This window comes from Mesorhizobium sp. ESP6-5, from assembly GCF_020164695.1.
GTDB classification, from domain to species: domain Bacteria; phylum Pseudomonadota; class Alphaproteobacteria; order Rhizobiales; family Rhizobiaceae; genus Mesorhizobium; species Mesorhizobium australicum.
Window position 1 is genome coordinate 199,619 of record NZ_JAIUGR010000004.1, and the last position, 14,066, is coordinate 213,684.

General features: G+C 64.8%; 14 protein-coding genes. 6 read left to right on the forward strand and 8 right to left on the reverse strand.

All coding sequences use genetic code 11. The features are described from left to right. Nucleotides 1-38 precede the first annotated feature (38 nt). Nucleotides 39-1,364, reverse strand: a complete 1,326-nt coding sequence (locus LB524_RS07860) for a tetratricopeptide repeat protein (protein ID WP_224525011.1) — start codon at nucleotides 1,362-1,364, stop codon at nucleotides 39-41. 355 nt (nucleotides 1,365-1,719) lie between these two features. On the opposite strand from LB524_RS07860, the gene LB524_RS07865 reads away from it, so the two are divergent. Continuing rightward, nucleotides 1,720-4,377 (forward strand): autotransporter outer membrane beta-barrel domain-containing protein, encoded by a 2,658-nt coding sequence (locus LB524_RS07865; protein ID WP_411909901.1) that lies wholly within the window; start codon nucleotides 1,720-1,722, stop codon nucleotides 4,375-4,377. A gap of 30 nt (nucleotides 4,378-4,407) precedes the next feature. On the opposite strand, the gene LB524_RS07870 is transcribed toward LB524_RS07865, so the two are convergent. Then, nucleotides 4,408-5,031 (reverse strand): LysE family translocator, encoded by a 624-nt coding sequence (locus LB524_RS07870; protein ID WP_140660230.1) that lies wholly within the window; start codon nucleotides 5,029-5,031, stop codon nucleotides 4,408-4,410. On the opposite strand from LB524_RS07870, the gene LB524_RS07875 reads away from it, so the two are divergent. The 5 genes from LB524_RS07875 to LB524_RS07895 all read left to right on the forward strand — a co-directional run bounded on the left by LB524_RS07875 (nucleotide 5,030) and on the right by LB524_RS07895 (nucleotide 9,975). After that, nucleotides 5,030-5,299 carry a hypothetical protein gene (locus LB524_RS07875; protein WP_224525015.1) on the forward strand — a complete coding sequence of 90 codons (270 nt, stop codon included), beginning with the start codon at nucleotides 5,030-5,032 and terminating at the stop codon, nucleotides 5,297-5,299. The two genes, LB524_RS07870 and LB524_RS07875, sit on opposite strands and share 2 nt — an antisense overlap. 64 nt (nucleotides 5,300-5,363) lie before the next feature. Further along, nucleotides 5,364-6,131 carry a L,D-transpeptidase gene (locus LB524_RS07880; RefSeq protein ID WP_140620583.1) on the forward strand — a complete coding sequence of 256 codons (768 nt, stop codon included), beginning with the start codon at nucleotides 5,364-5,366 and terminating at the stop codon, nucleotides 6,129-6,131. 153 nt (nucleotides 6,132-6,284) lie between these two features. After that, a complete protein-coding gene (locus LB524_RS07885) occupies nucleotides 6,285-7,451 on the forward strand; it encodes a diphosphate--fructose-6-phosphate 1-phosphotransferase (protein WP_224525017.1) in 1,167 nt (388 codons plus the stop codon). 70 nt (nucleotides 7,452-7,521) lie between these two features. Beyond that, complete coding sequence (locus tag LB524_RS07890; protein ID WP_224525018.1) at nucleotides 7,522-8,241, forward strand: MBL fold metallo-hydrolase; 720 nt, start codon at nucleotides 7,522-7,524, stop codon at nucleotides 8,239-8,241. A 186-nt stretch (nucleotides 8,242-8,427) separates the two neighbouring features. Continuing rightward, the gene (locus LB524_RS07895) at nucleotides 8,428-9,975 is read left to right on the forward strand and encodes a DegQ family serine endoprotease (protein WP_224525020.1); all 1,548 of its coding nucleotides are present in this window, start codon (nucleotides 8,428-8,430) and stop codon (nucleotides 9,973-9,975) included. Nucleotides 9,976-10,031: 56 nt separating this feature from the next. Here the strand turns inward: LB524_RS07895 and coaA are convergent, their stop codons facing one another. Genes coaA through LB524_RS07925 form a run of 6 tightly spaced genes read right to left on the reverse strand, consistent with a single transcriptional unit; the run spans nucleotide 10,032 to nucleotide 14,064 of the window. Further along, on the reverse strand, nucleotides 10,032-10,991 hold the full coding sequence (gene coaA / locus LB524_RS07900; protein WP_015314589.1) for a type I pantothenate kinase: 960 nt from the start codon (nucleotides 10,989-10,991) through the stop codon (nucleotides 10,032-10,034). Between the two features lie 24 nt (nucleotides 10,992-11,015). Then, a complete protein-coding gene (locus LB524_RS07905) occupies nucleotides 11,016-11,339 on the reverse strand; it encodes a phosphoribosyl-ATP diphosphatase (protein WP_015314588.1) in 324 nt (107 codons plus the stop codon). 60 nt (nucleotides 11,340-11,399) lie between these two features. Then, on the reverse strand, nucleotides 11,400-12,194 hold the full coding sequence (gene hisF / locus LB524_RS07910) for an imidazole glycerol phosphate synthase subunit HisF (protein ID WP_224525451.1): 795 nt from the start codon (nucleotides 12,192-12,194) through the stop codon (nucleotides 11,400-11,402). Then, on the reverse strand, nucleotides 12,191-13,027 hold the full coding sequence (locus tag LB524_RS07915) for an arginase family protein (protein WP_224525022.1): 837 nt from the start codon (nucleotides 13,025-13,027) through the stop codon (nucleotides 12,191-12,193). Before LB524_RS07915 ends, hisF begins: the two co-directional genes overlap by 4 nt. After that, nucleotides 13,024-13,773 (reverse strand): 1-(5-phosphoribosyl)-5-[(5-phosphoribosylamino)methylideneamino]imidazole-4-carboxamide isomerase, encoded by a 750-nt coding sequence (hisA, locus tag LB524_RS07920; protein WP_224525025.1) that lies wholly within the window; start codon nucleotides 13,771-13,773, stop codon nucleotides 13,024-13,026. Before hisA ends, LB524_RS07915 begins: the two co-directional genes overlap by 4 nt. Further along, nucleotides 13,774-14,064, reverse strand: coding sequence for a DUF1330 domain-containing protein (locus LB524_RS07925; RefSeq protein WP_140711852.1), 291 nt, complete (start codon nucleotides 14,062-14,064; stop codon nucleotides 13,774-13,776). Nucleotides 14,065-14,066: the final 2 nt, after the last annotated feature.

Here is a 14,066-nt window from a genome sequence, read left to right on the forward strand (position 1 = left end):
ATGTTTGAGCCAGTTTTTAAGGCAAGATCCGCTCCGGGTCAATTCTCTGACAAATCGGCGGCACGTCTCGAAAACAGCGCCGACAGCGGACTGTCCGGGCGTACGGTCGAGCGCTCCGTCGTCAGCGCCCTGGCCAGTGCACCGTCGCCGGCACGCAAGGCGGCTTCTATCAGCGTCAGATCGATGACGTCGCGCTGCGCGTGGCTGCCGCCAAATCGATGGGCGATGGTCCGGATCGGCCGGATCAGTCGGATGGTTTCGGCGTAGTTGCCCTCTCCGAACGCCTTGATCGCAAGCGTCAGGGGATGGCCGACATCCCGCGTGAAAGCGGCATTGTCGTCACCGCCCCGCATCGCTTCGCGCTGTGCCCCGAGCAGGGTCCGGGCCGGAGCATCGAGCCCGGCGCCGACAAAGGCCATCATCGCGTGGGCGTCGTTGAAGGCATAGTTGGAGGCAGCGGCCTTGGGCACCCAATTGGCGGCTAGCGCCGTCCAGCGGTCGCCGACGTCGACGCCGCCGAGGTGAAGCCGCCACAGGATCGCCGATGCATCGACCATGTTGAGCGCCAGCGTCGATCTGCTGCCATAGATCGGCCCGTCATAGAGCGCCAGCACCTCGCCGGTCTCGCCGAGATCGTAGTGGAACAGCGCCAGGTGCCACCAATTGTGGACCTGGAGCAAGCTCTCCTTCGTCCAGGCTTCGGGATCGGTACGCATCCAGGCGATGCCGTCCCTTTGCCGGCTTTGCATCTCCATCACATGCGCGACCGCATGTTGCGCCCAGCCATCGCGCGGTTCGATCTCGACCGCCGTACGGCCGAGCCTTTCGGCCTGCGCATACTCAGCCATCTCTTCGAGCCCGAAGGCCTGCATGCCGAGAATGGCGTGATACCCCGGCATGTCCGCCTGCCATGACGGCAGGGCGCGGGCGATGCGGTCGCGCAGCATGCGGGCGTTGCCGGTGAAGAAATCGACCTGGTGTCCGACCTGGAGCGCCACGGCGTCGAGCGGAAAATCGATCGCTATGTCCCGCAGAATGCCGGAGGCCTGATGCCAGCGCCCGTTGGCGAGGTGGCCGAGGGCCGAGACATGCGCCCGCTCACGCGTTATTGCGGCAAGCGGCAGCGCCGCCTCGTGGCAGATCCTGGCCACGGCCGTCGCCTCCGGTTCGGTGGCAAGGCCGAAAAGGTAGCCCTTGAAGACATGCGCCATGACAAAACCGGGGTCCTGCGCGATGGCGCGATCGACGGATTTCACGGGATCGCCAATGAAACACTGCAATTCGCGCACGGCCTGGCCGTAGGGCGCGAATCCGGCTTCCGTCGCGCCCGAAAATGCCAGGCCAAATGCGTCCCTGATGGCCATGCGAGAGTCCCTGGTCGAGGCCGGATGGGCATGATGCCCTCGGTCCAGCATGATCTTAAAGCATAGGCCACGGCTACGCCATTTCACGAGTCGCGCCGCAGCATGTCAGGCATTTTTGCAGTTCATCAACCATGGGAGACAGAATAGGCTTTGTAAAACTGGACGAATTGTGGCTTGATTGCGGCGCGGGTAAGGGGCTTGAAATCGCGATCTGAGAGGGGACGCGATGCGGCATTTTGAAATACAGGTTCCGAACAGCGGTTCGGAGCACATTGGCAGGGCTGTTTCTTTGCCGCAGCGAAAGCCCAGGCGGATCAATGCTGGGTTTATTAGCTTACTTGCAACTACGACCCTTATGTTGCTGCCGAACTCCGCGGCCCTGGCGGCATGCCTGCTGGTTCCGTCTCCGGGCAATGACGTCTTCACTTGCGATAGTGGCGATTCGGGCGGCAGCCTCAACGACACCATCGGCAACAACACGCTGAACTTTCCCGCCGGCGGCACCGGCCAGGTGAGCGGTAACGTCACCTTCGGCCCGGGCACGGACCGCATCAACATGCAGTCCGGCACCATCACCGGCACGGTCGATCAGGGTGACGGCACGGATTTCTTCACCATCGGCGGCGGCACCGTCGCCGGCAATGTCCAGCAGGGCGCCGGCATCGACGACTTCAACATGAGCGGCGGCCAGGTCGGTTCGCTGAACCAGGGCGACGGGCTGGACACCTTCACCATGACCGGCGGGCGCATCGTCGATTTCTTCGACGACGGCGACCGTGCCGTGATGACCGACGGCCGCATCGGCCGCGTCAACATGAAGCTCGACAAGAACTATTTCAACATGTCGGGCGGCATCATCGACCGCAACCTGGTCACCGGCTTCGACCAGGACACCATCATTCTCTCCGGCGGCACGATCGGCGGCAACATCAGCGTCAGCGGCGGCAACGACAGCGTGACGATCACGGGCGGCACCGTCGGCGGCGATGTGCTGATGAGCTTCGGCGCGGACAATTTCGTGTGGAATGGCGGCGGCATCATCTATGGCGCCGTCGACCTCGGCGGCGACAACGATACGGCAAAGCTGAGCAACCTGACCAAAGCCAATCTGGGCGGCGCCGACGCGCTGAATGGCGGTCTCGGCACCGATACGCTGACCTTCGATAACGTCAAGCTCGACGGCATCAGCCGGATCCAGAACTGGGAGACCGTCGACGCCACCAACGACACCCAGCTCACGCTGGACGGCAATCTCGTGCTTGGAGACAGCGGCACCGGCACGGGATCGCTCAATGTCGATGCCGCGAGCACGCTCTATGGCGGCGGCTTCAACGCATCGATCCAGGCCTTTACGTCGGGCCAGCTTGCGGACGTCGTCAATGCAGGCCGCATCGACCTGACCAATGGCAGTACCGGCGCGACGGACCGGCTGATGATTTCGGGCAATTACACCGGGCTCGGCGGCCTGCTGCTCATCCAGACCGAGCTCGGCGATGATTCGTCGGCGTCGGACAGGCTGGTGCTTTCGGGCGGCACGGCTTCCGGCTCGACCGGCATCGCGGTGGTCAATGTCGGCGGCGCGGGGGCCGAAACGATGCAGGACGGCATCATGGTCGTCCAGGCGGTCAACGGCGCCACCTCCACCTCAAGCGCCTTCGCGCTCGACGTGCCGGTCGCGGCAGGCGCCTTCGAATATTATCTGTTCAAGGGTGGCGTCACCGCAGGCAGCGCGGAGAACTGGTATCTGCGCTCGTCGCTGATAACGCCGACATCGCCGGCCGCGGCGCCGCCGGCGGCAGAACCAACACCCGCGCCGGAACCGGTGCCGCCCGAGACCGAACCTCCGCCGCCGCCATCCGCGCTGCCGCCGGTGCCGGCGCCGACCGAGGGCGATATCAACACTCCGCCGGCCGACCCGACGCCCCCCGTGCAGGCTAGCGATCCGGTGCCCGTGCCGCCGCCACTGCCGCCGCCGGCGCCGGCGGCTGATCCACCGCCACCGCCCCCGCCGGTCCCGACCGCCGTGCCCGATCTTCCGATGCCCGCGGCAGGGGAGGAAATCCTGCTCTATCGCGTCGAGGTGCCGGTCTATTCCGCGGTGCCGCCTGTGGCCGAGCATCTGGCGATGACGACACTTGGCACCTTCCATGAGCGGCGCGGCGAACAGAGCCTGTTGTCGAACACGGAGCTGTCGCCGGTCTGGGGCCGCATCTACGGCCAGGACGCGAAGATGGGCTGGTCGGGAACGGTGTCGCCGTCCTTCGACGGCACCTTGTTCGGCCTGCAGGCGGGCTTCGACGTCTTCGGACGCGAAACCGCGTCGGGCGGGATCGATCGCGCCGGCCTGTTCGTCGCCTATGCCAGCATGAAGGGCGATGTGCGCGGCCAGGCGCTGGGGCAGAATGATCTGTCCGTCGGCGGCATCGATGTCAGCGGCACCAGCGTCGGCGGTTACTGGACCCGCATCGGCCAAGGCGGCTGGTACCTCGACGGCGTCCTCATGGCCACCTTCTTCGGCGGCGACGCGACGTCGTCGCGCGATGTCGGCATCGACATTGGCGGAACAGGTGTCACCGCCTCGCTGGAGGGCGGCTATCGCATTGCGCTGGCGCAGGGCTGGACGCTCGAACCGCAGGCGCAACTGATCTGGCAGCATCTGTCGCTCGACGATGCCAAGGATCGTTTCTCGTCGGTTTCCTTCGATAGCGAGGGCAGCGTCACCGGCCGGATCGGGGCTCGGCTGCAGGGCGAGTCCGCTGTCAATGGCATAGCGCTGCAGCCCTACCTCAAGGCCAATATCTGGCATGATTTTGGCGGCACCGATCGTGTCAGCTTCGACACCACCGACATCTCGACGGAGGGCAGGTCAACCTCGTTCGAGTTCGGCGGCGGTATCGTCGCCAAGGTGACCGACAAGGTCAGCATCTTCGCCACCGGCGACTACACCACCAATCTCGGCGGCGACAAACGCCGCATCCTCGAGGGCAATCTGGGCTTCAGCGTTAAATGGTGAGGCCCTCCGGGCCTCACCCGCGTCAGGACATCAATTGCCGGAACGCATCGCCACCGTGGCGATGCCGGCGCCGACCAGGAGCGTGCCGCCGGTGCGGTTGAAGATGCGGATCGCCTTGGGATTGCGGACCACGTTGCGGGCGCGTGCCGCGATCAGCGCGTAACCGAAGGCGTTGGCGAAGGCGAGCGCCAGGAAGGTCGTCTCGAAGATCAGCATCTGCGTCCGGAAGTCGGCGTGCCGGTCGAGGAACTGCGGCAGGAAGGCGACGAAGAAGGTGATGCTTTTCGGGTTGAGCGCGGTGACCAGCCAGGCATGCGCCATCATCTTGGCCGACGACACCGCGTCGGTGCGTGGTTCGGCCTTCAGCGTGCCGCCGGCGCGGAACAGTTTCACGCCGAGATAAATCAGATAGCCGGCGCCGATCAGTTTCAGGATGGTGAAAACACCAGCCGAAGCGGCAAGCAGCGCGCCGATGCCCAGCATCGACAAGGTCATGGCGGTGAAGTCGCCGAGCGCCACGCCGACGGCCATCGGCAAAGCGGTGCGCCAGCCCTGGCCCAGCGCATAGGAGACGACCAGAAGGATTGTCGGGCCCGGGATGATGAGGAGGATGGTCGACGCGGCAGTGAAGGCGGCCCAGTTTTCGAAGGACATGCTCGTCTCCTTTGAGCTCAAGGAAGAGGATAAATCCTTGGCTCCCGAAGAATGTAAAGGGGCCGAATCCCTGTTTTTGCGTATTCCGGCCGGGCAACCGGCACGACTCTTACGGGACCGCGACGTCAATTGCGCCAGCGGCAAAAAGCTTGATGACGGTTTCAACGTCTTGCAGATGTTTAATGGCGACCGCGCGGGAGGGCGGAGCGGCGCCTCGGCAAGGCGCAAACGCAAGCAGCGCAAGGCATTCACGCTTTATCAACCATGAATGATGAAAATGCCCACTATCCGGCCGGACCGTGCTTCCCGCCGACAGCGTAGGGTTTGGGTATATGCGTGAGTTGCCGCAAGGTCCGACGCCGCCACGAAACGGCGACGCAGTCGAAACCGATCTTCTTCTTTCCCGCCGCGCCGTCCTGTCCGGGGCGGGCGCTTTGGCATTGCTCGGCGTCGCCGGCTGCTCGACCTCGGGTGGTGGCGATCTGCCGGCGCTGCAGCTCGACGATACGGTCACCGGTTCGGTGCCGATCCGGCCCTCGATCAGCGTCGACAAGAACATCACCAGCCCCGACGTCATGTATGCCTCCTTGACGGATAACGGCTTCAACGTGCCCGAGGTGCCCTATCTCAAGGTCAAGCCGGAGTTCCGTCGCCAGATCGTCGTCGATACGACCGGCGAGGCGCCCGGCACCATCGTCGTGCATCTCAAGGAACGCATGCTCTATCTCGTCCAGCCGGGTGGCGACGCCATCCGCTACGGCGTCGGCATCGGCAAGGACGGTTTCCGCTGGTCCGGCCGCGCCAACATCCAGTACGGCAGGGAGTGGCCGACCTGGACGCCGCCGCCCGAAATGATCCAGCGCAAGCCGGAACTGGTGAAGTGGCAGGGCGGCCAGCCCGGCGGCCTGACCAATCCGCTCGGGGCGCGTGCGCTCTACATCTACCAGGACGGCAAGGACACCGGCTACCGCATCCATGGCTCGCCGGAATGGTGGAGCATCGGCCAGGCGATGTCGTCGGGCTGCGTGCGCCTGATCAACCAGGACATCATCGACCTCTACAGCCGGGTGTCGAAGAAAAACCCCGTCGTCGTCATGTGATCGTCCAGCCCTCCGTTTCTCCCGTTGCGCGATGCGGCAAGACAGGCCAAGGTGACCTGAAAACCATCGCCTAGAGCCGGATGATTTCAGGTCCGTTCGACTTGAAATCCGAATCCGTCTCTTTCGGCGTCATGCTCCAGGGAGACATCAAGCATGGCTGGAACTTTCGTCATCGCGCAGGGCGGCGGCCCGACCGCCGTCATCAACCAGACGGTCGTGGGCGCCGCGCTGGAGATCCGCAGGCGCCATCCCGGTGCCAAGGTGCTGGGCTCCCTGCACGGCGTGCGCGGCATCCGTGACGGCAACTATGTCGACCTCTCCGCCATCCCGGAGGACCGGCTGCGGCTGATCGCCGGAACGCCGAGCGCCGCCCTCGGGTCGACGCGCGACAAGCCGGATGCCGCCTATTGCGAGGTCATCCTGAAGGGCCTGCAGAAGGCGGGCGCCGACGCTTTCATCTATATCGGCGGCAACGACACCTCGGGCACGCAGCAGATCCTGACCGATGCCGCCGGCGGCAAGATCGCTTTCGTCCATGCGCCGAAGACCATCGACAACGATCTCGAGGAAAACGACCATACGCCGGGCTTCATGTCCGCGGCCGAATTCGTCGCTGGCGCCTTCCTGTCCGTCGATCTCGATTTCCGCGCGCTTCCCGGCATCTATGTCGGCATCGTCATGGGCCGTCATGCCGGCTTCCTGACCGCGGCGTCGGCGGCCTGGCAGCTCGATTCCGACAGCGGCCCGCATCTGGTCTACGTCCCGGAGCGGCCGTTCTCCGCCGCCGGTTTCATCGACGACGTGCGCGCCACCCTCGACCGCCACAAGCGCTGCATCGTCGCCGTGTCGGAAGGCGTCAGCACCGCCGACGGCAAGGCACTGGTCGAAAGCCTGGTGCCGGCGGACAAGCTCGAGCGCGACCAGCACGGCAACGTCAAACTCTCGGGCAGCGACCTGCCGGCGGCGCTCGAACGGGCATTGGCCGAGGGGCTGCCGGGCAAGCGTGCCCGCGTCGACGCACTCGGCTACATGCCGCGCGGCTATGTCGGCTCCGTCAGCCCGGTCGATGCGCAGGAGGCCTTCGATGCTGGCGCCTTTGCCGTCGGCGTCGCCGAACAGGGCGGCGGCTCGGTGGCGCTGCAATATGATGGCAGCAAGATAGTGCTGAAGAAGGTGCCGCTGAAGAACGTTGCCGGCAAGACCCGCCACATGCCCGACGATTTCATGAAGCCCGACGCCAACCAGTTGTCCGAGGCCGGAATGGCCTATCTCAAGCGGCTGGTGCCGGAAAAATACAAGGTCGGAAAGCCGTTCGTCTGATGCCGGGTCCGCTTGATGCCCGGCTCACACCTGATGCCAGGCTCACACTTGATGCCCAGGCTCACACCTGATGGATAGCTGGTTCTCCAGGCGCATCGTCGACGGCAGGACGACGATGCTGACCGAGCCGTTCGTGCACAACTATGTGCGCGCCAATATCTGGCATTTCACCGGCCGCGACGCCGACCTTCTGGTCGACACCGGGATGGGCATCTGTCCGCTGGCGCCGGAGATAAGGACGCCCGAAGGCAAGCCGCTTCTGGTCGTCGCCACCCATATCCACCTCGACCATGTCGGCTCGCTGCACGAATTTCCGCTGCGGGCCGGGCCAAGGATGAGCGCAGCGCAATTCGAGAGCATGGATGAGGCCGCGACTTACGCCTACATGTTCCACGATCTCGAGGGCGCAGTTTCGAAATTGCCGGCGCCTGGCTGGAAATCGGCCGACTATGCGATAGCGCCGGCACCGTTGACGCGTATGCTCGACGAAGGCGACGTGGTCGATCTAGGAGACCGCCGGTTTCGGGTGCTGCATCTCCCCGGACATTCGCCGGATTCGATCGCGCTTTTCGATGAGGCCGACGGCCTGTTTTTCAGCGGCGACGCCATCTATGACGACACGCTGATCGACGATTTGCCGGATTCCGACCGGGAGGCCTATCGCAACACGATGCGCCGGCTGCTCGACCTGCCGATCAGGATCGGCCATGGCGGCCACGGCCCGAGCTTCGACGGCGGGCGCATGCGCGAAATCGCGTCGGCCTATCTGCGATCCGTAAGCGCACTCTGAATTAAATCTTCGTAAGGTCGGGCTAAAACCCTAAATCGCGCAGATCGGCGCCCTAGATAGTTGTTGTCGATCCGGCCGGCTGCCATGCGTGGCGAGGCAGGCAACCCGGGCCGTCGGCACGCTGACGGGCACTTCTCCCAGGAAGACCCGCGGCGCGGATCAACCCCTCGCCCGGACAGAACGACCATGTCAAACCTGAGCATTCTTCGTAGGCATCGCATCGCCGCCCTGCTGGGCGCCGCGCTGCTGGTTTCTCCCTTTGTCGTCTCATTCGCCGACAGCGCGAACGGCGTCGGCACGGGCAACACGGTTGCAACGACGCAGACCCCCGTTGCCGGGACCACGGCCCCGAGCGGTTCGTTGGCGCCGATCGTGGCCACGACCAAGCCGGCCGTCGTGACCGTGACCACGGTCATGAAAGGACAGCCGGAAGCAATGAACGAAGCGTCGCCCTTCGATGGCGCCTCGCCCTTCGACGACTATTTCCGCCAGTTCTTCGGCGATCAGGGCATGCCCGCTCCCAAGACGCCTCCGCAACAGCGGTTGCCGCGGGCCGAAGCGCTCGGTTCGGGCTTCATCGTCGGTGCCGACGGCACCATCGTCACCAACAACCATGTCGTCGACGGCGCTTCCTCGATAAAGGTCACGCTCGACGACGGCACGGAGCTCCCGGCCAAGCTGGTCGGTCACGATGCCAAGAACGACCTCGCCGTGCTGAAGATCAACGCCGGCAAGTCGTTGCCAACCGTGAAGTGGGGCGACTCCGACAAGCTCATGACAGGCGACCAGGTGCTGGCGATCGGCAATCCGTTCGGCATCGGCACCACGGTAACGGCCGGTATCGTCTCGGCGCGTGGCCGCGACCTGCATAGCGGGCCCTTCGACGATTTCATCCAGATCGACGCGCCGATCAATCACGGCAATTCCGGCGGCCCGCTGGTGGACGTCAACGGGAATGTCGTCGGCATCAACACGGCGATCTATTCGCCCAATGGCGGCAGCGTCGGTGTCGGTTTCGCCATTCCGTCGGACCAGGCCGAGAAGGTGGTCGCCAAGCTGATGAAGGGCGGCAACATCGAATACGGCTATCTCGGCGTCGAGATCCAGCCCGTCACCCCGGATGTGGCAAGCGCCATCGGGCTGGACCATCCCAGCGGTGCCTTGGTCTCGCAGGTCAATGACGGCTCGCCCGCGGCCAAGGCCGGCGTCGAGACCGGCGACGTCATCACCGGCTTCGCCGGGCAGGACGTCAAGGATCCCAAGGACCTGTCACGAGCCGTCGCCGACGTCGCGCCGGGTGCCAAGGAGAGACTGGATGTCTGGCGCAAGGGCAAGGCCATGCAGATCTCGGTGGAGGTCGGGCGCAACAGCGACGATGTGAAAACGGCATCGACGGATGACTCCAGCGCGCCGGGCACCGGGCAGGGTTCCCGCGTGCCGGCCGTCGGCCTCGGCTTGATGGATATCACGCCGGACATCCGCCAGCAGATGAACCTCCCCGAGAACGAGCACGGCGCGGTGGTTGCGAGCGTCAATCCCGACAAGCCGGCAGCGACTGCCGGCATCCAGCCGGGCGATGTCATCGTCGCCGTCAACCAGGCTCCGGTGAAGAGCGCCAGGCAGGTGACCCAAGCGATTGCCCAAGCCGGCAAATCCGGACGCAAATCGGTGCTGCTTCTGGTCGAGCGTGGTGACACCCAGATCTATGTCGCCGTGCCGTTCGCCAATGGCTGACACATAAACAGCGGCGTGGCGGGCTTGTGGAGCGCCCGCTACGCCCAGTCTATCGGCTACAACTTGCGCAGCGCCACTTCCTCGATCAGGTGGTCGGCGCCCTTGCGCAGGATCAAGTCGGCGCGGGCACGCGTCGGCAGGATGTTTTCGCGCAGGTTCTTCAGGTTGATGTTGGTCCACAGGCCCTCGGCGATCGCCTTGGCCGCATCCTCCGACAGCTGCGAATAGCGGTGGAAGAAGGAGTCCGGATCGCGGAAGGCGGTTTCGCGCAGCCGCATGAAGCGGGAAATATACCAATTGTGGATCAGCTTCTCGTCGGCATCGATGTAGATGGCGAAGTCGAAGAAGTCCGACAGGAAGGGCACGATCTTGCCGTCCTGCGGCAGCTTGCCCGGCTGCAGCACGTTGATGCCTTCGAAGATCAGGATGTCGGGCCGGTCGATGGTGACGAACTCGCCGGGGATGACGTCATAGGTAAGGTGCGAATAGACCGGCGCGCGGACATCGGGCAACGCCGACTTGATACCCGAGAGGAAACGCAGCAGCGCACCGACATCGTAGCTGTCGGGGAAACCCTTGCGCTCCATCAGGTTTTGGCGGCGCAGCACCTCGTTGGGCAGCAGGAAGCCGTCCGTGGTGATGAGGTCCACCTTCGGGCTCGACGGCCATCGCGCCAGCAATTCCTTCAGCACGCGCGCCGTGGTCGATTTGCCGACCGCGACAGAACCGGCAATGCCGATGATGAACGGCGTCTTGGCCACGTCGGCGGCGTTGAAGAAGGCCTGGCGCTGCCGGAACAGAAGCTGGCTCGCCTCGACATGCGCCGACAAAAGCCGCGACAAGGACAGATAGATGCGCTTGACCTCTTCGAGGTCGACCGGGTCGTTGAGCGAACGCAGGCGGCGGAACTCGTCCTCGCTCAGCGTCAGCGGCGTATCGGCTCGGAACCGCGACCATTGCTCGGCTGAGAAGAAGCGAAACGGAGAATATTTCTCGGTTGGCGCGAGCTGATCCATCGAGATACCTGCCCTTCCTCCCGATCAGCCCTTGGGCCGCGACGCCTTCTCGGCGATGCCCGAACGCCCGGTACGGGCTTCAAGCTCCTTGAGCACGTCGTTCAACGGGACACCCGAGATGCCGAGAACGACAAGCCAATGATATATAAGATCGGCGCTTTCGGAAACGAGGCCCTGTTTGTCGCCCTTGACGGCGGCGATCACGGTCTCGACCGCCTCCTCGCCGAGTTTCTGCGCCGCCTTGTCGATGCCCCGGGCGTAAAGCTTGGCCGTCCACGAATCCGGATCGCCGGAATGGGCGCGGTCGCTGACGATTTTTTCCAGGTCGGAGAGCGAAAACTCGGCCATGTCGATCTATCTTCTTGTTTAAACCGGGTTTTTCCCGAAAGCCGGCTTCGGGAGCATGCTCTAGGACCTGTTGCCCAGCGAGTCCAGCCGCATCGGCAGGCCGGCCTTGGCCATATGCGCCTTGGCTTCGGCGATGGTGTAGGTGCCGAAATGGAAAATGGACGCCGCCAGCACAGCACCCGCACGGCCGTCGCGAATGCCTTCGACCATGTGGTCGAGCGTGCCGACGCCACCCGAAGCGATGACCGGCGCGCGCACCGCGTCCGACACCGCGCGGGTCAGCGCGATGTCGTAGCCGGCCTTGGTGCCGTCGCGGTCCATCGAGGTCAACAGGATCTCGCCGGCGCCGCGATCGACCATTTTTCGCGCGAATTCCACGGCGTCGATGCCGGTCTTCTCGCGCCCGCCATGGGTGAAGATCTCCCAGCGGCCGGCCTCGCCGGGGCCGGAGACTTTCTTGGCGTCGATGGCGACGACGATGCATTGGTTGCCGAACTTGTCGGCCGCTTCGGCGACGAAATCCGGGTTCTTCACCGCCGCCGTGTTGATCGACACCTTGTCGGCCCCGGCCAGCAGCAATTTTCGGATGTCGGCCACCTGGCGCACGCCGCCGCCGACGGTCAGCGGCATAAAGCATTGTTCCGCGGTGCGGGCGATGACGTCGAAGATGGTCTCGCGATTGTCCGACGAAGCGGTGATGTCGAGAAAGCAAAGTTCGTCGGCGCCGGCGGCATCATAGGCCTTGGCGGCCTCCACGGGATCGCCGGCGTCGATGAGGTCGACGAAATTGACGCCCTTGACGACACGGCCGTCCTTGACGTCGAGGCAAGGGATGACGCGGGCCTTCAGCATCAGCGGCCCTCTATCGTGGCAAGCAGATCGTTGAGCAGCTGGCCGACCAGCGGCGGCACATCGGCCTGGGCATCGAAGGCCGGATCGTAAGCGGAAACGGTGATGCCGACGACCGGCACCGCAAGCGCCATGGCGCAGGCCGCGTCGCGCAGCTGCTCCGGGTTCGGTCCGCCTGCGGTGACGTAGCGGTTGGCCTGAAGCGCCTTGGGGTCGTGCACGTCGAGATCGAGATGCATGTGCACGCTGTTGGCGCCGGCGGCCTTCAGTTTTTCCGTCGCTTGCGCCACGCCTGGACATTCCGTCCGGATGACCGGCAATGTTTCGAGTAGTTTCTCCTCCGCCGGATCGAGATCGCGGGCGTTGACGAGCACGCAGCGCGCGGGATCGATCGGCCTGAAGCCGGGAATGGCGGCCGCCATCGGACGCCAGCACAGGCCGAGCACCGTCGACAGCGCCATGCCGTCGAGAAAGCCGTAGACGGACGTCTCCGGCGTGTTGAGGTCGCCGTGCTGGTCTGCCCAGATGATGGCGTCGGCGCCTTCGCCGGCGACCGCGCCGGCTGACGTCAGGCAGTTTCCGGCCAGCACGATGGGGAACCGCCCCCTGTCGCGGGCCATGCGGACCTCGCCCGAGACGGCGTTGCAGACGGCAAAACCCGTGGCGATCTCGCGCTCCTGGCCGTCGCCGACCCTGCCGATATCCTCGACCGTGACGTCGTGGCCGGCAAGGGTCAGGGCATCGACGAGCCCGCCCGATATCAGCGCGTCGGGCCCCTGGCCCATGCCGCCATGATAGTGGCCGCTGTCATAGGAGGCCAGGATGAGCGAAACTTTCACGACCGCGCCTCCATCGCCGGCCGGCCCCGCAGGATCGCCAGCGCCTCTGTGGGATCGATGCGGCCGTCATAGAGGGCACGGCCCGAGATCGCGCCTTCGAGTTTTTTCGCATCGGGCATGGTCATGCGCACGATGTCGGCGATCGAGGCCAGTCCGCCCGAGGCGATGACCGGGATCGACACCGCGTCGGCAAGGTCGATGGTGGCGTCCCAGTTGATGCCGGTCAGCACGCCGTCGCGGTCGATGTCGGTATAGATGATGGCGGCGACGCCCGCGCCTTCGAATTTCCTCGCCAGTTCGATGACGCCGAGGCTCGAGGCTTCCGCCCAGCCTTCGACCGCCACCTTGCCGCCCTTGGCGTCGATGCCGACGGCGACCTTGCCCGGAAATGCCTTGCAGGCCTGCCTGACCAGATCGGGATCGCGCACCGCCACCGTGCCGAGAATGACGCGGGCCAGCCCACGGTCGAGCCAATCCTCGATCTGCTCCAGCGTGCGAATGCCGCCGCCGAGCTGCACCGGGTTCCTGGTCGCCTTCAGGATGGCTCCGACCGCGGCGCTGTTTACGCTCTGGCCCTGGAAGGCGCCGTTCAAGTCGACGACATGCAGCCACTCGAAGCCCTGCTCTTCAAAGGCTTTTGCCTGCGCGGCGGGGTCATCATTGTAGATCGTCGCGGTCGCCATATCGCCGTGCTTCAGCCGCACGCATTGGCCGTCCTTGAGGTCGATGGCTGGAAACAGGATCACTCAGGCACCCTCGACGATCGCGAAATGTCCGGTCGAAGCCGCCAGCCTGTTCTGCAACGCTGTCTGGTAGGCTGGCGATCGATAGCAGCTGAGCGCGGTTTCATAAGAGTCGAACTCGACCACCACCTGCCTGCCAAATTCCGACCCTTCGGGATTGGTCACTTGTCCGCCGCGCACGAGATAGCGGCCTCCGAAAGACGAAACCGCGTCGCCGATGGCGTCGCGGTAACGCTGATATCCTTCCGGGTCTGTCACCGTCAGCATTACCAGCCAATAGCCCTTCTTGCCCATGG